Source organism: Pseudomonas sp. X10 (assembly GCF_054889225.1).
Window position 1 is genome coordinate 1253858 of the sequence record NZ_CM142677.1, and the last position, 19914, is coordinate 1273771.

The following is a 19914-nucleotide window of genomic DNA, read 5'->3' on the forward strand; positions in this document are numbered from 1 at the left end:
TCAGTTCTCCAGAACGTCAAGCAGGCCGAGGGGCAGGGGCACATCCATCACATGGTCGAACAGCCAGTACAGGAACAGGCTCATCGCCGCGACGATGATCGCGCTGTGCAGCCAGCGTCCGCCGTACAGCCGGGCCATGGGGACACCGGCGAGGATACTGGCGAGGATGAAGCCCAGCGGCTCGAAGGTCGCGGCGAAGACCAGCAGCAGGCCTACGCAGAGCCCGATCTTGGTCAGGGTCTGGCGGTCCAACTCTGGCTCGTCGTCCTTGTGCACGATCGGCGTCGGCCGGAAGATCAGGTAGAGCAGGGCCAGGCTCATCAGGCCGAGCATCAACAGGGGGTAGGCGCGTGGGCCTACCGGTTCGTAGGAAAACGCGGCCTGGTAAGGCCAGGCCATGACCGCCAGGGCGGCACAGACCGCCAACAAGGCCAGGGCGAAGATGCGTTGCAGGATCATGGAGGAAATCCTCTGTGGCGCCAGTTTGGGCGCAGTCCTTGTAGGAGCGGGCAAGCCCACTCCTTAGGTTTCACGCTAGAGCCGGTGTAGGGCGGTTACTGGATCAGCCCGAATTCCCTGGCCAGGCTCTTGTAGTCGGCGACCTGTTTCTTCACGTAGCCGTCCAGTTCCTCGCCAGTCATGGCGAAGGGGAACAACTCGCGTTGGTCACGCAGCTTGGCGAACTCCTCGGACGTCAGCAGTTTGTCGAACGAAGCCTTCCACCAGGCATAGTCCTCGTCGCTGACCTTCGGTCCCAGGTAGAAGCCGCGCACCACTGGCCAGACGATGTCGTAGCCCTGCTCCTTGGCGGTGGGGATGTCTTTCATCGACGACTCGCCCAGGCGGTTCTCGGAGAACACCGCGAGGATGCGCATGTCGCCGCTCTGGATGTGCGGCATGGAGTCGGAGATGTCGGTACTGCCGACCTGGATGTGCCCGCCGAGCAGTGCGGTGGCGATTTCACCGCCGCCCTCCAGGGCCACGTAGCGCAGGTCGCGTGGGTTGATGCCGGCGGCCTTGGCGATCAGGGCGGTCTGCATCCAGTCCTGGCTGCCGACGGTGCCGCCGGAGCCGATCACTACTTTGCTCGGGTCTTTCTTCAGCGCGGCGACCAGGTCGTCGAGGGACTTGTAGGGCGAGTCGTTCTTCACCGCGATGGCGCCGTAGCTGGTGCCCACCGCCGCCAGCCAGCGCACGGCGTTTTCGTCGAAGCGGCCGAACTTGCCTTGGGCCAGATTCAGCAGCGAACCGCTGGACCATGCCACGAGGGTCCCGGCATCAGCCGGGCGCTGGGCGACCACGGCGTTGTAGGCCACCGCGCCCACGCCGCCTGGCATGTAGGTCACGCGCATGGGTTTGCTGAGGATCTTCTCGTTGACCAGGGCGCTCTGCACCAGCTTGCAGGTCAGGTCGAAGCCGCCACCGGGGGAGGCCGGGGCGATGCATTCAGGGCGTTTCGGTTCAGCAGCGAGGGCATGGCCCGCCAGCAGCAAGCAGCCGGTGGCGAGGACGAGGCGGCGCAGTGAAAAGGTCATCGTCTATCTCCGTAGGTGTTGTTTTTATGGGTTACCACAGGGCCACGCTGTAGCTCACCAGCAGCCGCACTTCGTCGGCATCGCGGGCAAAATTCGAGCGGAAGGTGGCGTTACGCAGACGCACGGCGACGTTTTTCAACGCTCCGCTTTGCACCACGTACTTGAACTCGGTATTGCGTTCCCACTCCTTGCCTTCGCCGCCATCGGCCAGGCTGACATTGTCACCGCGCAGGTAACGGGTCATGAAAGTCAGGCCGGGGATGCCCAACTGGGCGAAGTTGAAGTCGTAGCGCACTTGCCAGGAGCGTTCGTCGGCGCCGGCGAAGTCGTTGATCTGCACGAAGTTGACCAGATAGGGGTCGGAGCCATCGACGTAGGGGAAGGCACTGTCGCCGGACAGATGCTGGTAGGCGGCGCTGAACTTGTGGCCCTTGAGGGCATAGCTGAGCATGCCGTTGGCCGCAGTGTTGTCGATCTTGCCGCCACGGGCCTGGCCCTGGTCGTCGCTGATCGACAGGCGCAGGTCGGCGCCGAAGGTGCCCGGGCCCCAAGGTTGGGTTGCGACCAGGCCAACGAAGTGCTGGCGGTAGACTTCATCGAGCTGGGCGAAATGGTAGCTGCCGGTGATGCGGTCGCTGAACTGGTAGTCCAGGCCGGCCAGGTCGTAGTGCTCGCCGGCCACGCTGCCGAGGAAGCGGTTGTTCTTGTTGTTGAGGGCGATGTCTTCCTTGTTGGTGTTATCGCGGTCCTTGGCTTTCTCCATGCGCCCGCCAGTGAAGGTCAGGTTCTTGATCTCCTTGGAGGTCAGCAGGCCGCCTTCGAAGGTCTGCGGCAGGATGCGCCCGTCGTTGGCCTGCAGGGTCGGCAGTTCCGGGATCAGGGTGCCGAGCTTCAGTTCGGTCTGGGAAATCTTCACCTTGCCGGTCAGGCCGAGTTTGGAGTACTCGTTCGCGGCCTTGCCATCATCATGGGTTGGCAACAGGCCGCTACCGGTGCGGTCGGGACTGGAGTCGAGCTTGATGCCGAGCATGCCCAGCGCATCGAGGCCGAAGCCTACGGTGCCGTCGGTATAGCCGGACTCGAAATTGAGTATGAAACCCTGCGCCCATTCATCGCGCTTGGACTGCTGGCTGCTGGTGCCATCGCGGAAGTCGCGGTTGAAGTACATGTTGCGGGTTTCGAAGGTGGCCGTGCTGTCTTCGAAGAAGGCGGCCTGGCTCAGCGGTGCGACGCCGGCAAGGGCGAAGGCGCTGGCAATGGCGTGGGGGCGGGTGGGCAAACGTCGGGTAGGCGTGAGCGCCTGCGGCTGCATGGACAGCATCGTCGAGTGACTCCGTTATTGTTCTTATTTGGACTGCACCTTTAAAGGTGCTTTTCACGGCACGCGAGGTGGGCCGTGAAGCGATGCTAGGTAACGAACCTTTCGCTAACCTTTCAATGCAACAGGATTGTTACAAGGGGCTTCACAGGTCGCCCGGGGGCGGTACACTCCGCGCCACTGACCCAGAACCGAGCGGGGAAAAATCGATGCGTGTGCTGCTGGTCGAAGACCACCTGCAACTGGCTGAAAGCGTTGCCCAGGCCTTGAAAAGCAACGGCCTGACGGTGGACGTGCTGCACGATGGGGTGGCCGCCGACCTGGCCCTGGCCAGCGAAGACTACGCCGTGGCCGTGCTCGACGTGGGGTTGCCACGCCTGGACGGCTTCGAGGTGCTGGCCCGCTTGCGCGCCCGTGGCAAGACCCTGCCTGTGCTGATGCTGACCGCGCGCAGCGACGTGAAGGATCGTGTGCATGGCCTGAACCTTGGCGCCGACGACTACCTGGCCAAACCCTTCGAGCTGACCGAGTTGGAGGCGCGGGTCAAGGCCTTGTTGCGGCGCAGCGTGCTTGGGGGTGAACGCCAGCAGCGCTGTGGCCCGCTGGTCTATGACCTGGATACCCGGCGCTTCAGCCTGGGCGATGACCTGCTGGCCCTGACCTCCCGCGAACAGGGCGTACTGGAGGCGCTGATTGCTCGGCCGGGGCGGGTGATGAGCAAGGAGCAGCTGGCGTCCCAGGTGTTCGGCCTGGACGAGGAGGCTAGCCCCGACGCTATCGAGATCTACATCCATCGCCTGCGCAAGAAGCTCGACGGCTACCCGGTGGCCATCGTCACCTTCAGGGGGCTCGGTTACCTGCTCGAGCACCGTGATGCGTGAAAACGACAGCCTGCGCGGGCGGCTGCTGTGGAACCTGGCGCTGTTGCTAGTGATGTTGATGCTGGCCAGTGGCCTGAGTGCCTACTGGAACGGCCGTGAAGCCGCCGACACCGCCTATGACCGCACTCTGCTGGCGTCGGCGCGGACCATCGCCGCTGGTCTGTCCCAGCGCGACGGCACCCTCAGTGCGGACGTGCCCTACGTGGCCTTGGACACCTTCGCCTACGACAGCGCCGGGCGTATCTACTATCAGGTCAACGACATCCACCAGCGCCTGATCTCCGGCTATGAAAACCTGCCGCCACCACCGCCCGGCACGCCGCGTACCGATGACTATCCGGCCTTGGCGACTTTCTACAATGCCACCTACCTGGGCCAGGATGTGCGTGTGGTCAGCCTGCTCAAGGCGGTCAGCGAACCGAATATGAACGGTATGGCCGAGATCCGGGTGGCCGAGACTGAAGAGGCGCGGGTGCGCATGGCGCGGGGCTTGATGGCCGACACCTTGCTGCGCCTGGGCATGCTTGCTCTGGGCGCGTTGCTGTTGGTGTGGTTTGCGGTCAGTGGTGCCCTGCGCCCCTTGGAGCGCCTGCGCACTGCCGTGGAGGAGCGCCAGCCGGATGACCTACGCGCCTTGCCGGTAGTACAGGTGCAGCGTGAGCTGGTGCCGCTGGTGCGGGCTTTGAACCATTTCACCGAGCGTCTGCGTGGGCAGTTCGAGCGCCAGGCCCAGTTCATCGCCGATGCCGCCCATGAGCTGCGTACACCGCTGGCGGCGCTGAAGGCCAGGGTCGAGCTGGGTTTGCGCTCCAGCGAGCCCCAGCAATGGCGCGAGACCCTGGAGTCCGCTGCCCAGGGTACCGACCGCCTGACTCACCTGGCCAACCAGTTGTTATCGCTGGCTCGAGTGGAGAACGGCGCGCGGGCTATCGCCGAGGGCGGTGCTCAGCGCCTGGATCTCAGCCAGTTGGCGCGTGAACTGGGCATGGCCATGGCGCCGCTGGCCCATGCCCGGGGTGTCGCCCTGGCCCTGGAGGCCGAGGCGCCGGTGTGGTTGAAAGGGGAGCCGACCCTGCTCAACGAACTGCTGAGCAACCTGGTGGACAATGCCCTGGCCCACACGCCGCCTGGTGGCAACGTGATCCTGCGGGTGCTGGCACCGGCCATCCTCGAAGTCGAGGACGACGGCCCGGGAATTCCCGAGGGCGAGCGTGAGCGGGTATTCGAGCGCTTCTACCGGCGCAGCGTACAAGGCACCGGCCTGGGCCTGGCCATCGTCGGCGAGATCTGTCGGGCGCATTTGGCGCAGATCAGCCTGCACGATGGCGAAGGTGGCGGGTTGAAGGTGCGTGTCAGCTTTATCTCCGATCAGACCTAGCGCAGCATGCCGCGGGCGATGAGCAGGTCGGTGGCTTGCAGCTCGGTGCCGTAGGGCAGGCCCAGGTGGCGGTAGGCGGGAAGGGTGGTCAATGGGCGGGAGCGTCCGTGGCTGCTGAGGCTGCGGGCGATCTGCACGATGTCGATGTAGTCGACTCGTTCGGTACGCCGCTCCAGGTCCTGGACCAGGCTTGGCAGGTGCGCCAGTTGTTCGGGGAACTCCCAGGCATCGAGGATCTTGTCACCCAAGGTCGGCTGGATCTGTTCGATCACGTAGTGCAGGCAGACCGGGTCTGAGAGCAACTCGTTGTGTTCCTCGGCATAGATCAGCACCGGCAGTGCGCCGATCTGGTGGACCAGTCCGCCCAGGGTCGCCTGGTCGGGCTTCAGCTGGGTGTAGCGTCGGCTCAGTTCATAGCTGATACCTGCTACTTCCAGGCTGTTGGCCCAGATATCCCGTAGCTTCTGTTCGACCACCGGTGAGCGGGCATGGAAGATCTGTTCGATCACCAGGCCGATGGCCAGATTGCAACTGTAGTTGATGCCCAACCGGGTGATCGCGGTGTGCAGGTCGGTGACTTCGACCGTAGAGCGTAGCAGCGGGCTGTTGACCACCTTGATCAACCGTGCCGACAGGGCTGCGTCGCGGCCGATGACCTTGCTCAGTGCGGTGACGCTGATCTCGCTGTCTTCGGCGGCTTCGCGGATGCTCAGGGCTACTTCCGGGAGGGTCGGCAGGACCAGGTCATCATTGTCGATGGCGTCGAGCAGCTGCGCTTGGACCATTTCGGCCAGCTTGTTCATGGGGGGGTCTCTACCGCAGTGGTGTGGCGGCCCCGCCGCGCTGGCGGGGCAGGCTGGTCAGCGCTGGATTTCCCGGTCGCGGTCCAGTTCATAAGGCAGGGACAGCAGTTCCAGGCGAGGGCCCTCGAGGCTGCCCAGGTGCAGGTTGTTGTCTTCGACGGCATCGGCGCTGAGCACGGCGAGCAGTTCGCAGCCTTGCTCAGCGTGGGCGGCGATCACCACCTCACCCACGGAAGAGCTGTGGGTCGGTGAGAAGATCCCGCTGCCTGGCGCGGGCACATCGTCGCCTTGTAGTGCCAGGCGGTACTGGCGGCGCTTGAGCTTGCCCAGGTACTGCATGCGCGCGACGATTTCCTGGCCGGTGTAGCAGCCTTTCTTGAAGCTGACTCCGCCAACGGCCTGCAGGTTGATCATCTGCGGGATGAACAGCTCGCGGGTTGGCCCCATGACTTGGCCGATGCCGGCGCGGACCTGACCCAGCAGCCAGTCGTTCAGGGTGCCTTCCGGTAGCCGGTTGGCAAGTGTCGCCCGGACAGCCTCGGCCTGCTCAGCCGTGACCCAGAGCTCCACGCGGTCTTCGGACACGCTAACGGCGATCAACCCGTCCTGGCGCTGGGTGGCGCCTGCTTCAGCAGGCGTGTCCAGCCCAAGTGCTTGCAGGGCGGCACTGCCTTGCTGCAGGCCGAAGCGGGCCCAGGCCTGGCTTTCATCGGTCAGGGTAGCCTTGGAGAACACGGCGTATTTCTTCAGGTCGGCCAGCTGTGGCTCGAGCAGTTCGCTGGCCATGGCCAGCAGGTAGCCATTGCCTTCCGGCAGAATGCGGAAGCTGGACTGCATGCGGCCCTTGACCATGCAACGGGCGCCCAGGCTCGATTGGTCCTGGCTGAGGTAGCTGATGTTGCAGGTCAGTTGACCCTGCAGGAACTTGCCGGCGTCGGAGCCGCGGACGGCGAGGATGCCCTCGTGGGACAGGGGGCAGAAAAAAGCGGAATCGGCCATGGGTCATCGCAGGTGGTAAAGACTGGGCACCATCATAGAACGCTGGTAACAAAATAGGTAGGTGACCTGGAACGGTTGCCGCGTCATTCGCCGTTGCGAATGAAATGGCAACAGACCTTGGACCAATGCCCAGTGCCGCCTCTGGCGCGGCGCTGTATACTGGCGGGCCATTCGAGGAGGGCCCCATGGTCGAACAATCTGAACTCAACCGGCTTTTCTGGCACAGCCGCCGTGGCATGCTGGAACTGGACGTGCTGCTGGTGCCTTTCACCCAGGAGGTCTACCCCAATCTGAGTGATGCGGACCGCGAGTTGTACCGTCGCCTGCTGACCTGCGAGGACCAGGACATGTTCGGCTGGTTCATGGAGCGTACCGAGTCCGAAGACCCGGAGCTGCAGCGCATGGTCCGCATCATCCTGGACCGTGTCCAGCCCAAGTGAGCATTTCGAATGCCGTTGGCAGGGCTCGCGCCAGCTGCTGACGGCCTACCTGGCCTGTCAGGCGCTAGCCCTGCTGGCGTTGTGGTTATGTGCGCTGCCCTGGTGGCTGTGCCTGTCCATCCTCCTGGCATGCCTGGCCCACGCCGTCTGGGCCATTCCCCGTCGTATCCTGCTGACCGACCCTGAAGCCATCACAGGCCTGCGCCGCGACCCGCGTGGCTGGCAGTTGTTCAGTCATGCCCGGGGCTGGCAGTCAGCGCGCCTGTGCCGCGACAGCCTGGCGCTGCCGGGGCTGGTGGTCTTGCGCTTCGTGCGCCAGGGGCGATGGTTTGGGGAAAGCCAGTGCATCCCCAGGGATGCACTGGCAGCGGAGCAGCACCGGCGCTTGCGTCTGCGCCTGAAGTTCAGTCGGCGTAGGTGGGCGGCTGCAGAATAGTGTCGCGGGCCTCGGGCAGCATGCCCGGGTAGTCGAGGGTGTAGTGCAGGCCTCGGCTTTCCTTGCGCTGCATGGCCGAGCGGATCATCAGTTCGGCCACCTGGGCCAGGTTGCGCAGTTCGATCAGGTCACGGCTGACCTTGTAGTTGCTATAGAACTCGTCGATCTCGTCCAGCAGCAAGCGCACCCGGTGTTCGGCACGCTGCAGGCGCTTGCTGGTGCGCACGATGCCCACGTAGTCCCACATGAAGCGCCGTAGTTCGTCCCAGTTGTGCGCGATGATCACGTCCTCGTCCGAGTCGGTGACCTGGCTGGCGTCCCAGCCAGGCAGGCCCCTGGGTATCGCCACTTGGTCCAGGTGCGCCTCGATGTCGGCGGCCGCGGCGCGGCCATAGACGAAGCATTCGAGCAGCGAGTTGCTGGCCATGCGGTTGGCGCCATGTAGCCCGGTGAAACTGGTTTCTCCAATGGCATAGAGGCCGGGCACATCGGTATGGCCGCGATCGTCGACCATGACCCCGCCGCAGGTGTAGTGGGCGGCGGGCACCACCGGGATCGGCTGGCGGGTGATATCGATGCCGAAGGCCAGGCAGCGTTCATGCACGGTGGGGAAGTGGCTCTTGATGAAATCGGCCGGCTTGTGACTGATATCAAGGTACACGCAGTCCACGCCCAGGCGTTTCATCTCGTGGTCGATGGCCCGGGCCACGATGTCGCGTGGCGCCAGTTCTTCGCGTGGGTCGAAGCGTGGCATGAAGCGCTCGCCATTGGGCAGGCGCAGCAGGGCGCCCTCGCCGCGCAGGGCTTCGGTGATCAGGAAACTCTTGGCCTGGGGATGGTACAGGCAGGTGGGGTGGAACTGGTTGAACTCCAGGTTGGCCACCCGACAACCCGCGCGCCAGGCCATGGCGATGCCGTCGCCACAGGCGCCATCGGGGTTGCTGGTATAGAGGTAGACCTTCGCCGCACCGCCGGTGGCCAGCACGGTGAAACGCGCGCCGTAGGTGTCGACCTCGCCGGTGGCGCGGTTGAGTACGTAGGCGCCCAGGCAGCGCTCGCCTTCGAGGCCCAGGCGGCGTTCGGTGATCAGGTCCACCGCCACCCGCTGCTCCAGCAGCTCGATGTTCGGGCGCTGGCGCGTCTGGTTCAGGAGCGTGGTGAAGATGGCGGCGCCAGTGGCATCGGCGGCATGGATGATGCGCCGGTGGCTGTGGCCGCCCTCGCGGGTCAGGTGGAACTCGAAGCCGCCGTCGTCATCGCCGTGGTGCTCGTCACGGGTGAAGGGCACCCCTTGGTCGATCAGCCACTGGATGGCTTCGCGGCTATGCTCGACGGTGAAGCGCACAGCGTCTTCGTGGCACAGGCCACCGCCAGCATTGAGGGTGTCCTCGACGTGGGACTGCACTGTGTCGGTGTCGTCCAGCACGGCGGCGACACCGCCCTGGGCCCAAAAGGTCGAACCGTTGGCCAGGTCACCCTTGCTCAACACGGCGATGCGCAGGTGGCCAGGGAGGTTCAGTGCCAGGCTGAGACCGGCGGCGCCGCTGCCGATCACCAGGACATCATGTTGGAATTGTTGGCTCATGTCGGGACACTAGTAATCTTGAGGGGGTGAGCGGCACAATAGTCAGGCGCGTATGGCATTGTGAAACTATCGTGAATCTTGACCGGCTGCCTTTATAGCAGTCCCAGGTACCTGATTTCCAATGGCGCTTGCTGTGTGTCGACAATCTTTGTGGGAACTTTCCGTCTTGGATGGATATCCATAGTAGGCTGCCCGCACGCCACAATTGCCGCGGCGACGCAGGGAGTTGGCTCTATCCGGGCTGTCCCTGTGTATTCGAGACCAGATTATCGACGCAGCCGGCCAATACCGCGCTGCGTTTTTCGTGCGAGCCGACCAAGGGCCGCAGGAAACTTGCTTGGAGGGGAGAACTTTTGCGCAAAGCCCGAGTCTATGGTTGCAAGCCGGAACGATGGCTGTTGCAACGCTCCTTCGAGTCCACTGAGGAGTGTTCATGCTAACCCAGGAAGAGGATCAGCAGCTTGTCGAACGCGTGCAGCGTGGCGACAGGCGAGCGTTCGATCTGTTGGTGCTGAAGTATCAGCACAAGATTCTCGGGTTGATCGTGCGGTTCGTACACGACACCCATGAAGCCCAGGATGTGGCGCAGGAAGCCTTTATCAAGGCGTACCGGGCGCTGGGAAATTTTCGCGGTGACAGTGCGTTCTACACCTGGCTGTACCGTATTGCCATCAATACGGCGAAAAACTATCTGGTGTCCCGCGGTCGGCGGCCCCCAGACAGCGATGTGAGTTCCGAGGACGCGGAATTCTACGACGGCGATCATGGTCTCAAGGATCTCGAGTCCCCAGAGCGCTCGTTGTTGCGGGATGAAATCGAAGGCACCGTCCATCGAACCATCCAGCAACTGCCAGAGGATCTGCGCACAGCTTTAACTTTGCGCGAATTCGATGGTCTGAGTTACGAGGACATTGCGAGCGTCATGCAGTGTCCGGTGGGTACCGTGCGCTCTCGAATCTTCCGCGCTCGGGAGGCCATAGACAAAGCCCTGCAGCCCTTGTTGCAGGAAACCTGAGACAGCGGCGACAGCCAAGAGAGGAACCGCCATGAGTCGTGAAGCTTTGCAGGAATCGCTGTCCGCGGTGATGGATAACGAAGCGGACGAACTGGAATTACGTCGGGTATTGAACGCCGTCGACGATGCTGAAACCCGTGCCACCTGGTCGCGTTACCAAGTCGCTCGCGCAGCCATGCACAAGGAATTGCTGCTGCCGAAGCTGGATATCGCCTCGGCGGTTTCCGCCGCGCTGGCCGATGAGGCCGTACCGGCCAAGGTCAAGAGCGGGCCATGGCGCAGCCTGGGCCGCCTGGCGGTCGCCGCCTCGGTTACCGTGGCCGTGCTCGCTGGCGTACGGTTCTACAACCAAGACGAGATCAGTGGCGTCGAGCTCGCTGCACAGCAGCCAGCCCAGCAGGGTCTGAGCATGCCGCAGGTCCAAGGCCCAGCCGTATTGGCAGGCTATAGTGAAGGTGGTGAGCAACCGACCGGCCCGATGGCCAATGGCGTGCTGCAAAACCAGGCTGGTTGGGACCAGCGCCTGCCAGGCTACCTGCGCCAGCACGCTCAGGAGTCCGCTCTCAAGGGTACCGAAAGCGCTCTGCCCTATGCCCGTGCGGCCAGCCTGGAAAATCGCTAAGTAAGGAGGATCATGCGCGCGCTACCTCTCCTACCGCTGCTGCTCGGCAGCTGGTTGACGGTGCCGGCATTGGCAGCCAACTCATCGCCCGAGGCGACCGAGTGGTTGAACAAGCTGGCCCGCGCGGAGCAAGAGCAAAGCTATCAGGGTTCCTTCGTCTACGAGCGTAACGGCAGCTTCTCCACCCACGACATCTGGCACCGCGTCCAGGATGGCAAGCTCAGCGAGCGGTTATTGCAGCTCGATGGGGCGGCCCAGGAAGTCGTGCGCGTTGATGGCAAGGTGCAATGCGTCAGTGGCTCCCTGGTGAGCGGGGTGGGTACTCCTCCTGATTCGGCGCCGCGAGTGCTTGATCCCCTGAAACTGATGAGCTGGTATGACCTGAGCGTGGCGGGCAAGTCGCGTGTTGCCGGCCGCGATGCAGTGGTCGTGACGCTCAATCCCCGTGACCAGCACCGTTATGCCTTCGAGCTGCACCTGGACCGCCGTACCGGCCTGCCGTTGAGGTCGTTGATGCTCAACGACAAGGGCCAGTTGCTCGAGCGCTTCCAGATGACCCGGCTGGATACCGACGACCTGCCAAGCGATGCTGACCTCCAGGCCAGCGCTGCTTGCAAGCCGGTCGAGCGGGTCGCGGCTGGTACCGCCGAGGCTGTCGGCGGCTGGCGTTCCGACTGGCTGCCGCCGGGCTTCGAACTGATCAACAGTTCGGTGCGTCGCGATCCGGTCCGCCACAGCACGGTCAGCAGCCTGATGTATGATGACGGCCTGGCACGCTTCTCTGTGTTCCTCGAACCCATCAAGGACGACTCCGGAACCGACACCCGCGCCCAGTTGGGCCCGACTGTCGCCGTCTCTCGGCACTTGACCACGCCCAAGGGCAAGGTCATGGTCACGGTTGTCGGAGAAATTCCGCTGGGCACCGCCGAGCGGGTGGCGTTATCGATGCGGGCCCAGGAGGCCCAGACGCAGCAGTGACGGGGCTGTCTGTCAGATCGGCCCGGAGATCGTGCGGCTGAAATGAAATTAAAGCTTTGTCATTTGCAAAATACTTGGAAATTTCTTATAGGTCAGACCTTTCGGGGTCTGGCCTTCCTGCGTTTGCAGGGCCCTACTGCTAACCACGCTCGTTGTGACGGGAGCCGTATGTCAATACCACGCTTGAAATCCTACCTATCGCTGTTCGCCGCCGTGCTCATGCTCGGTCAGGTGCTGACCGCCCAGGCCGAGGAGTCTCTTCCGGACTTCACGACCCTGGTCGAGCAGGCCTCGCCTGCGGTGGTGAACATCAGCACCAAGCAGAAGCTGCCGGAGCGCCGCATCGCCGCTGGGCAGATGCCGGACCTCGAAGGCCTGCCGCCGATGTTCCGCGAGTTCTTCGAGCGCAACATGCCGCAGGTGCCGCGCTCGCCGCGTGGCGACCGACAGCGTGAAGCGCAGTCCCTGGGCTCGGGCTTCATCATCTCCAGCGATGGCTATGTGCTGACCAACAACCATGTGGTCGCCGATGCCGACGAGATCATCGTCCGCTTGTCCGACCGCAGCGAACTGCAAGCCAAGCTGGTCGGCACCGACCCGCGCACCGATGTGGCCCTGCTCAAGGTCGAAGGCAAGAACCTGCCGATCGTCAAGCTGGGCGATTCCGAGAAGCTCAAGGTCGGTGAGTGGGTGCTGGCCATCGGCTCGCCGTTCGGCTTCGATCACTCGGTGACCAAGGGTATCGTCAGTGCCAAGGGGCGGACCCTGCCCAACGACACCTATGTACCGTTCATCCAGACGGATGTGGCCATCAACCCGGGCAACTCCGGCGGTCCGCTGTTCAACATGAAGGGCGAGGTGGTGGGTATCAACTCGCAGATCTTCACCCGTTCCGGTGGCTTCATGGGCCTGTCCTTCGCCATTCCGATCGATGTGGCCCTGGACGTCTCCAACCAGTTGAAGAAAGACGGCAAAGTCAGCCGTGGCTGGCTGGGGGTGGTGATCCAGGAGGTCAACAAGGACCTGGCTGAATCCTTCGGCCTGGACAAGCCGGCTGGCGCCCTGGTGGCCCAGGTACTGGAAGACGGCCCTGCTGCCAAGGGCGGCCTGCAGGTGGGCGATGTGATCCTGACCATGAACGGCCAGCCGATCGTCATGTCGGCCGACCTGCCGCACCTGGTGGGCAGCCTCAAGGACGGCGACAAGGCCAAGCTTGAGATTATCCGCAACGGCAAGCGCCAGAATCTGGATGTCACCATCGGCGCGCTGCCGGATGATGACCAGGGCGTTGGCGTCGGCACCGATGGTGGAGTCGAGCGCAGCAGCAACCGCCTGGGCGTTTCCGTGGCCGACCTGACTGCCGAGCAGAAGAAGAGCCTGGAGCTCAAGGGCGGTGTGGTCATCAAGGATATCCAGGATGGCCCTGCGGCAATGATCGGCCTGCGTCCGGGCGATGTCATCAGCCACCTGAACAATCAGGCGATCACCTCGGCCAAGCAATTCACCGAGATTGCCAAGGACCTGCCGAAGAACCGTTCGGTGTCCATGCGCGTACTGCGTCAGGGGCGTGCCAGCTTCATCACCTTCAAACTGGCTGAATAAGCGGTTATTAGGGTAGGAAAGGGCAGCTTCGGCTGCCCTTTTTGTACGATCACGGTGGATGTAGATCGGGCTTGCCTGCGATTGCGCCAGCAGGAGCAGTGGTGTTGCCCGGCCTGGCGCAATCGCAGGCGAGCCCGATCCTACAGGGGCACTTCTACCGCTTGTTCAGGAATCTCCCATAACCCCGCGGCTTAAGGTACAATTCCCGGCTATTTTTCGGCGGGCGTCCGGCTCGCAGCCTTTTCGAGTGTTGACCCGTGAGTGATTTGAGTCATATCCGCAATTTCTCCATCATCGCCCACATCGACCATGGCAAGTCGACCCTGGCCGACCGTTTCATCCAGATGTGCGGTGGCCTGACTGCGCGTGAAATGGAGGCCCAGGTCCTCGACTCCATGGACTTGGAGCGCGAGCGCGGGATCACCATCAAGGCCCACAGCGTCACGCTGCATTACAAGGCCCAGGACGGCAAGACCTACCAGCTGAACTTCATCGATACCCCGGGCCACGTCGACTTCACCTATGAAGTCAGCCGTTCCCTGGCGGCGTGTGAAGGTGCCTTGCTGGTGGTCGACGCCGGCCAGGGTGTCGAGGCCCAGTCCGTGGCCAACTGCTACACCGCCATCGAGCAGGGCCTGGAGGTGATGCCGGTCCTGAACAAGATGGACCTGCCCCAGGCCGATCCTGACCGGGTGAAGGAAGAGATCGAGAAGATCATCGGCATCGATGCCGAAGACGCCGTGGCCTGCAGTGCCAAGAGCGGCATGGGGGTCGACGAGGTGCTCGAGCGCTTGGTGCAGACCATTCCCGCGCCGGAAGGCGAGATCGACGCGCCGCTTCAGGCCCTGATCATCGACTCCTGGTTCGACAACTACCTGGGCGTGGTCTCCCTGGTGCGTGTGCGCCAGGGCCGTGTCAAGAAAGGCGACAAGATCCTGGTCAAGTCCACCGGCAAGGTGCACTTGGTCGACAGCGTGGGTGTATTCACGCCCAAGCACACTCAGACGGCGGACCTGAAGGCGGGCGAGGTGGGCTTCATCATCGCCAGCATCAAGGACATCCATGGCGCGCCGGTCGGTGACACCCTGACCCTGAGCTCGACCCCTGAGGTCGAGATGCTGCCAGGCTTCAAAAAAATCCAGCCACAGGTCTATGCAGGCCTGTTCCCGGTCAGTTCCGATGATTTCGAAGACTTTCGCGATGCGTTGCAGAAACTGACCCTGAACGACTCGTCGCTGCAGTACCTGCCAGAAAGCTCCGACGCCCTGGGCTTCGGCTTCCGTTGCGGCTTCCTCGGTATGCTGCACATGGAGATCATCCAGGAGCGCCTGGAGCGCGAATACGACCTGGACCTGATCACCACCGCGCCAAGCGTTATTTTCGAGGTCAAGCTCAAGAACGGCGAAACCATCTACGTCGACAACCCGTCCAAGCTGCCGGATGTCTCGTCGGTCGAGGATTTCCGCGAGCCGATCGTCGCCGCGACCATCCTCGTGCCGCAGGAGCATCTGGGCAACGTCATCACCCTGTGCATCGAGAAGCGCGGCGTCCAGCGCGACATGCAGTTCCTCGGTTCGCAGGTGCAGGTGCGCTATGACCTGCCGATGAACGAGGTGGTACTGGACTTCTTCGACCGCTTGAAGTCGACCAGCCGTGGCTATGCTTCGCTGGACTATCATTTCGACCGCTATCAGTCGGCCAACCTGGTCAAGCTCGATGTGTTGATCAACGGCGACAAGGTTGATGCCCTGGCACTGATCGTGCATCGCGACAACGCGCACTACAAAGGACGCGCGTTGACTGAGAAGATGAAGGAACTGATTCCTCGGCAGATGTTCGATGTGGCAATCCAGGCCGCCATTGGTGGTCAGATTGTCGCGCGTACCACTGTCAAGGCGCTCAGAAAGAACGTACTGGCCAAATGCTACGGCGGTGACGTGAGTCGTAAGCGCAAGCTGTTGGAGAAGCAGAAGGCCGGTAAGAAACGCATGAAACAGGTGGGCAATGTGGAGATTCCGCAGGAAGCCTTCCTCGCCGTGCTCAGGTTGGATAGCTAGGTCCTATGTCGCTAAATTTCCCGCTGTTGCTTGTCATCGCCGTTGCTGTCTGCGGTCTGCTGGCCTTGATCGATCTGCTGTTCCTGGCCCCGCGCCGTCGGGCGGCGATTGCTAACTACCAGGGCAGCGTCAGCCAGCCCGAGGTGGCAGTGGTCGAGCGCCTGAACAAGGAGCCGTTGCTGGTCGAGTACGGCAAGTCGTTCTTCCCGGTGCTGTTCATCGTGCTGGTGTTGCGTTCCTTCCTGGTCGAGCCGTTCCAGATCCCTTCGGGGTCGATGAAGCCGACCCTGGAGGTGGGCGATTTCATCCTGGTGAACAAGTTCTCCTATGGCATCCGCCTGCCGGTGATCGACAAGAAGGTCATCGAGGTCGGTGATCCGCAGCGTGGCGACGTCATGGTGTTCCGCTACCCGAGCGACCCGAACGTCAACTACATCAAGCGTGTGGTTGGCCTGCCGGGCGACCAGGTCAGGTATACCAGCGACAAGCGCCTGTTCGTCAATGGCCAGCCGATTGCCGAGCAACTGGTCGGTACCGAGCCGGGCACCTTGGGCAGCGCGGAGCTGTACAAGGAGAAACTCGGTGAGGCCGAGCACCTGATCCGTAAGGAAATGAGCCGCTACCGCATGCCGCCGGACCAGCAATGGACCGTCCCGGCCGGCCATTACTTCATGATGGGCGACAACCGCGACAACTCCAACGACAGCCGCTATTGGGATGACCCCAAGATTCCCAAGGAGCTGCATGGCATGGTTCCTGACCAGAACATCGTCGGCAAGGCCTTCGCGGTCTGGATGAGCTGGCCAGAGCCCAAGCTCAGCCACTTCCCGAACCTGTCGCGGGTCGGTCTGATCCAGTAATACCCTCAACGGCGCTGTCTTCCAGACAGCGCCGAATGCGTTTCTGACATAGGCTGTGTATTCAGGGATCGAGTGATTCCGCCGCGCCTTCCGGGCGACGGACCGCAGCCAAACAGTCTTTCAGGATGTTGATTTGAATAAAGCGTTGATTCCGATGGCGGTCCTCAGCGAGGTGCCGCACCGAATGGCCAAGAGTGACGATCAGGTGGGTGCACAGTGAACGTTCCCCTGAGCCGCCTGGAGCGTAAGCTCGGCTATACCTTCAAGAACCAGGACCTGATGCTGCTGGCCCTGACCCACCGCAGCTATGCTGGCCGCAACAACGAGCGGTTGGAGTTCCTCGGTGATGCCATCCTCAATTTCGTGGTCGGCGAAGCGCTGTTCGAGCGTTTCCCGCAGGCCCGCGAAGGCCAGTTGTCGCGCCTGCGTGCCCGGCTGGTCAAGGGTGAGACCCTGGCCGTGCTGGCGCGGGGCTTCGATTTGGGCGAGTACCTGCGCTTAGGCTCTGGCGAGCTGAAGAGCGGTGGTTTCCGTCGTGAATCCATCCTTGCCGATGCCCTCGAAGCCTTGATCGGTGCGATCTACCTGGATGCCGACATGCCGACCGCCCGCGAGCGCATTCTCGCTTGGCTGGCAGGAGAGTTCGAAAGCCTGACCCTGGTCGACACCAACAAGGACCCCAAGACCCGCCTGCAGGAGTTCTTGCAGTCGCGGGCCTGTGAACTGCCGCGCTATGAAGTGGTGGATATCCAGGGCGAACCCCATTGCCGGACCTTCTTCGTCGAGTGCGAAGTGACCCTGCTGAACAAGAAAAGCCGTGGCCAGGGCGTCAGCCGACGTATCGCCGAGCAGGTCGCCGCTGCCGCTGCATTGATCGCCCTGGGCGTGGAGAATGGCAATGACTGATAGCAACCCAACCCGCTGCGGCTATGTCGCCATCGTTGGCCGCCCGAATGTGGGCAAGTCGACTCTGCTCAACCACATCCTCGGCCAGAAGCTGGCGATCACTTCGCGCAAGCCGCAGACCACCCGTCACAACATGCTCGGTATCAAGACCGAAGGTGATGTCCAGGCGATCTACGTCGATACCCCGGGCATGCACAAGGGCAACGAGAAGGCCCTGAACCGCTACATGAACCGCACGGCTTCGGCGGCCCTCAAGGATGTCGACGTGGTCATCTTCGTGGTCGACCGTACCCGTTGGACCGACGAGGACCAACTGGTGCTGGAGCGTGTGCAGTATGTCCAGGGCCCGGTGATCCTGGCGGTCAACAAGACCGATCGGGTCGAGGAGAAGGCCGAGCTGATCCCCCACCTCAAGTGGTTGCAGGAGCAACTGCCGAACGCCGAGATCGTGCCGATCTCCGCCCAGCAGGGGCATAACCTCGAAGCGCTGGAAGGGCTGATCGCCAAGCACCTGCCGGAAAACGAGCACTTCTTCCCGGAAGACCAGATCACCGACCGCAGCAGTCGTTTCCTTGCCGCTGAACTGGTGCGCGAGAAGATCATGCGCCAGCTCGGTGCGGAGCTACCGTACCAGATCACCGTGGAGATCGAGGAGTTCAAGCAGCAGGGGCATGTGCTGCACATCCATGCGCTGATCCTGGTCGAGCGTGACGGCCAGAAGAAGATCATCATCGGCGACAAGGGCGAGCGCATCAAACGCATCGGTTCCGAGGCGCGCAAGGACATGGAGCTGCTGTTCGACGCCAAGGTCATGCTCAACCTCTGGGTCAAGGTCAAGGGCGGCTGGTCCGACGACGAACGTGCCCTGCGTTCGCTGGGCTACGGCGACCTGTAATCCCTTGCGGCCCGGTTGGCTCCGGGCCGCTTACCCCACCAGGCCATCCCCATGGAACAACCCGTCGGCCAGCCGGCGTACGTGCTGCACAGTCGCGCTTACCGTGAAACCAGTGCCTTGGTGGACTTTCTCACCCCGCAAGGCCGCTTCCGTGCCGTGCTGCGTCGTGCCCGGGGCAAAGGCGGCAGCTTGGTACGGCCGTTCGTGCTGTTGGAAGTGGAACTGCGCGGGCGTGGCGAGCTGAAGAACGTCGGGCGCCTGGACAGCGTCGGCGTGGCGGCCTGGCTGCATGGCGATGCGTTGTTCAGCGGCCTCTATCTCAATGAAGTGCTGATGCGCCTGCTGCCTGCCGAAGACCCTCATCCTGCGCTGTTCGAGCACTACACCCTGACCTTGCAGGCGCTGGCCGCCGGCCGTCCGCTGGAGCCGCTGTTGCGGGCCTTCGAGTGGCGGCTACTGGACGAGTTGGGCTACGCCTTCGCCTTGGACCACGACATCAATGACGACCCGGTGGTCGCCGATGGCCTTTATCGCTTGCAGGTGGATGCGGGCTTGGAGCGCGTCTACCTGGTTCAACCAGGGCTGTTCAATGGCACCGAGTTGTTGGCGCTGGCCGAGGCTGACTGGCAGGCGCCGGGGGCTCTCATGGCCGCCAAGCGCTTGATGCGCCAAGCCCTGGCCGTGCACCTGGGGGGAAAACCGCTGGTCAGCCGGGAACTGTTTCGCAAGCGCTGAGCACGTCGTATGCTGTGTGGCTCAATCTTCAGGAGAGCCCTTTCGTGACTCACAGCAACCGCATGCTTCTCGGCGTCAACATCGACCACGTGGCGACCCTGCGCCAAGCCCGGGGGACGCGTTACCCGGACCCGGTCAAGGCGGCGCTGGACGCCGAGGAGGCGGGTGCCGATGGCATCACCGTGCACCTTCGCGAAGACCGCCGGCATATTCAGGAGCGTGATGTGCTGCTGCTCAAGGACGTGCTGCAGACCCGCATGAACTTCGAGATGGGCGTCACCGAAGAGATGATGGCTTTTGCCGAGCGCATCCGTCCGGCGCATATCTGCCTGGTCCCGGAGACCCGTCAGGAGCTGACTACCGAAGGCGGCTTGGACGTGGCTGGCCAGGAGGCGCGGATCAAAGCCGCGGTCGAGCGCCTGGCTCGCAGCGGGGCCGAGGTTTCGCTGTTCATCGATGCTGATGAGCGCCAGATCGAGGCCTCGCGCCGCGTTGGCGCCCCGGCCATCGAACTGCACACGGGCCGCTATGCCGATGCCGAAACCCCGGCCGAGATGGCTGACGAACTCAAGCGCATCGTCGATGGCGTGGCCTTGGGGGTTGGCCAGGGCCTGATCGTCAACGCCGGCCATGGCCTGCATTACCACAACGTCGAGGCGGTAGCGGCGATCAAAGGCATCAACGAACTGAACATCGGCCATGCGTTGGTGGCTCATGCGCTGTTCGTCGGTTTCAAGGCGGCAGTGGCGGAGATGAAGGCGCTGATCGTGGCGGCCAGTTCGCGCTGAGGCTTTTTCGGAGGAGGGCCGCGCGGCCCTGCCTGCCTTGCATCGCCAACTGACGCTGGCTCCTGCAAGCACAGCGTCGCG

At 63.1% G+C, this 19914-nt stretch carries 20 protein-coding genes; 14 read left to right on the forward strand and 6 right to left on the reverse strand.

The window, feature by feature from the left end; all coding sequences use genetic code 11:
* The 3 genes from ACYU03_RS05860 to ACYU03_RS05870 all read right to left on the reverse strand — a co-directional run bounded on the left by ACYU03_RS05860 (position 1) and on the right by ACYU03_RS05870 (position 2856).
* Positions 1-459 carry a tripartite tricarboxylate transporter TctB family protein gene (locus tag ACYU03_RS05860; protein WP_461888800.1) on the reverse strand — a complete coding sequence of 153 codons (459 nt, stop codon included), beginning with the start codon at positions 457-459 and terminating at the stop codon, positions 1-3.
* 95 nt (positions 460-554) lie between these two features.
* Entirely contained in the window at positions 555-1535 is a 981-nt protein-coding gene (locus ACYU03_RS05865) for a Bug family tripartite tricarboxylate transporter substrate binding protein (RefSeq protein ID WP_461888802.1), read from the reverse strand.
* 31 nt (positions 1536-1566) lie between these two features.
* Entirely contained in the window at positions 1567-2856 is a 1290-nt protein-coding gene (locus ACYU03_RS05870) for an OprD family porin (protein WP_461888804.1), read from the reverse strand.
* Positions 2857-3062: 206 nt separating this feature from the next.
* On the opposite strand from ACYU03_RS05870, the gene ACYU03_RS05875 reads away from it, so the two are divergent.
* Entirely contained in the window at positions 3063-3734 is a 672-nt protein-coding gene (locus ACYU03_RS05875; RefSeq protein ID WP_461888806.1) for a response regulator, read from the forward strand.
* Positions 3727-5112, forward strand: coding sequence for a sensor histidine kinase (locus tag ACYU03_RS05880; RefSeq protein WP_461888808.1), 1386 nt, complete (start codon positions 3727-3729; stop codon positions 5110-5112). Before ACYU03_RS05875 ends, ACYU03_RS05880 begins: the two co-directional genes overlap by 8 nt.
* Here ACYU03_RS05880 and ACYU03_RS05885 read toward each other — a convergent pair.
* Positions 5109-5915: an HDOD domain-containing protein gene (locus ACYU03_RS05885; protein WP_461888809.1), complete on the reverse strand. Its 807-nt coding sequence runs from the start codon at positions 5913-5915 to the stop codon at positions 5109-5111. The genes ACYU03_RS05880 and ACYU03_RS05885 overlap by 4 nt on opposite strands.
* Before the next feature lie 57 nt (positions 5916-5972).
* Complete coding sequence (gene ygfZ, locus ACYU03_RS05890; RefSeq protein WP_461888811.1) at positions 5973-6914, reverse strand: CAF17-like 4Fe-4S cluster assembly/insertion protein YgfZ; 942 nt, start codon at positions 6912-6914, stop codon at positions 5973-5975.
* Between the two features lie 185 nt (positions 6915-7099).
* On the opposite strand from ygfZ, the gene ACYU03_RS05895 reads away from it, so the two are divergent.
* Together ACYU03_RS05895 and ACYU03_RS05900 are read left to right on the forward strand one after the other, a co-directional pair.
* Positions 7100-7354 (forward strand): FAD assembly factor SdhE, encoded by a 255-nt coding sequence (locus tag ACYU03_RS05895; protein ID WP_461888813.1) that lies wholly within the window; start codon positions 7100-7102, stop codon positions 7352-7354.
* Complete coding sequence (locus tag ACYU03_RS05900) at positions 7338-7790, forward strand: protein YgfX (RefSeq protein WP_461888815.1); 453 nt, start codon at positions 7338-7340, stop codon at positions 7788-7790. The genes ACYU03_RS05895 and ACYU03_RS05900 overlap by 17 nt, the downstream gene beginning before the upstream one ends.
* Here ACYU03_RS05900 and nadB read toward each other — a convergent pair.
* Positions 7759-9375 (reverse strand): L-aspartate oxidase, encoded by a 1617-nt coding sequence (nadB, locus tag ACYU03_RS05905; protein WP_461888816.1) that lies wholly within the window; start codon positions 9373-9375, stop codon positions 7759-7761. The genes ACYU03_RS05900 and nadB overlap by 32 nt on opposite strands.
* Positions 9376-9808: 433 nt before the next feature.
* Between nadB and rpoE the strand changes: the two genes are divergently transcribed.
* The 10 genes from rpoE to pdxJ all read left to right on the forward strand — a co-directional run bounded on the left by rpoE (position 9809) and on the right by pdxJ (position 19833).
* Positions 9809-10390, forward strand: coding sequence for an RNA polymerase sigma factor RpoE (gene rpoE, locus ACYU03_RS05910; protein WP_003252049.1), 582 nt, complete (start codon positions 9809-9811; stop codon positions 10388-10390).
* 31 nt (positions 10391-10421) lie between these two features.
* Positions 10422-11012: a sigma-E factor negative regulatory protein gene (locus tag ACYU03_RS05915; protein ID WP_461888819.1), complete on the forward strand. Its 591-nt coding sequence runs from the start codon at positions 10422-10424 to the stop codon at positions 11010-11012.
* Positions 11013-11024: 12 nt separating this feature from the next.
* Positions 11025-11990, forward strand: a complete 966-nt coding sequence (locus tag ACYU03_RS05920) for a MucB/RseB C-terminal domain-containing protein (RefSeq protein ID WP_461888821.1) — start codon at positions 11025-11027, stop codon at positions 11988-11990.
* A gap of 219 nt (positions 11991-12209) precedes the next feature.
* Complete coding sequence (locus ACYU03_RS05925) at positions 12210-13592, forward strand: DegQ family serine endoprotease (RefSeq protein ID WP_461891405.1); 1383 nt, start codon at positions 12210-12212, stop codon at positions 13590-13592.
* 257 nt (positions 13593-13849) lie between these two features.
* Complete coding sequence (lepA, locus tag ACYU03_RS05930; RefSeq protein WP_461888823.1) at positions 13850-15649, forward strand: translation elongation factor 4; 1800 nt, start codon at positions 13850-13852, stop codon at positions 15647-15649.
* Between the two features lie 5 nt (positions 15650-15654).
* A complete protein-coding gene (gene lepB, locus ACYU03_RS05935; RefSeq protein WP_461888825.1) occupies positions 15655-16509 on the forward strand; it encodes a signal peptidase I in 855 nt (284 codons plus the stop codon).
* A gap of 216 nt (positions 16510-16725) precedes the next feature.
* Positions 16726-17415: a ribonuclease III gene (rnc, locus tag ACYU03_RS05940; protein ID WP_461888827.1), complete on the forward strand. Its 690-nt coding sequence runs from the start codon at positions 16726-16728 to the stop codon at positions 17413-17415.
* Complete coding sequence (era, locus tag ACYU03_RS05945) at positions 17408-18310, forward strand: GTPase Era (protein ID WP_461888829.1); 903 nt, start codon at positions 17408-17410, stop codon at positions 18308-18310. The genes rnc and era overlap by 8 nt, the downstream gene beginning before the upstream one ends.
* Before the next feature lie 51 nt (positions 18311-18361).
* Positions 18362-19045: a DNA repair protein RecO gene (gene recO / locus ACYU03_RS05950; protein ID WP_461888831.1), complete on the forward strand. Its 684-nt coding sequence runs from the start codon at positions 18362-18364 to the stop codon at positions 19043-19045.
* Positions 19046-19107: 62 nt separating this feature from the next.
* Positions 19108-19833 (forward strand): pyridoxine 5'-phosphate synthase, encoded by a 726-nt coding sequence (pdxJ, locus tag ACYU03_RS05955; protein WP_461891406.1) that lies wholly within the window; start codon positions 19108-19110, stop codon positions 19831-19833.
* Positions 19834-19914 lie beyond the last annotated feature (81 nt).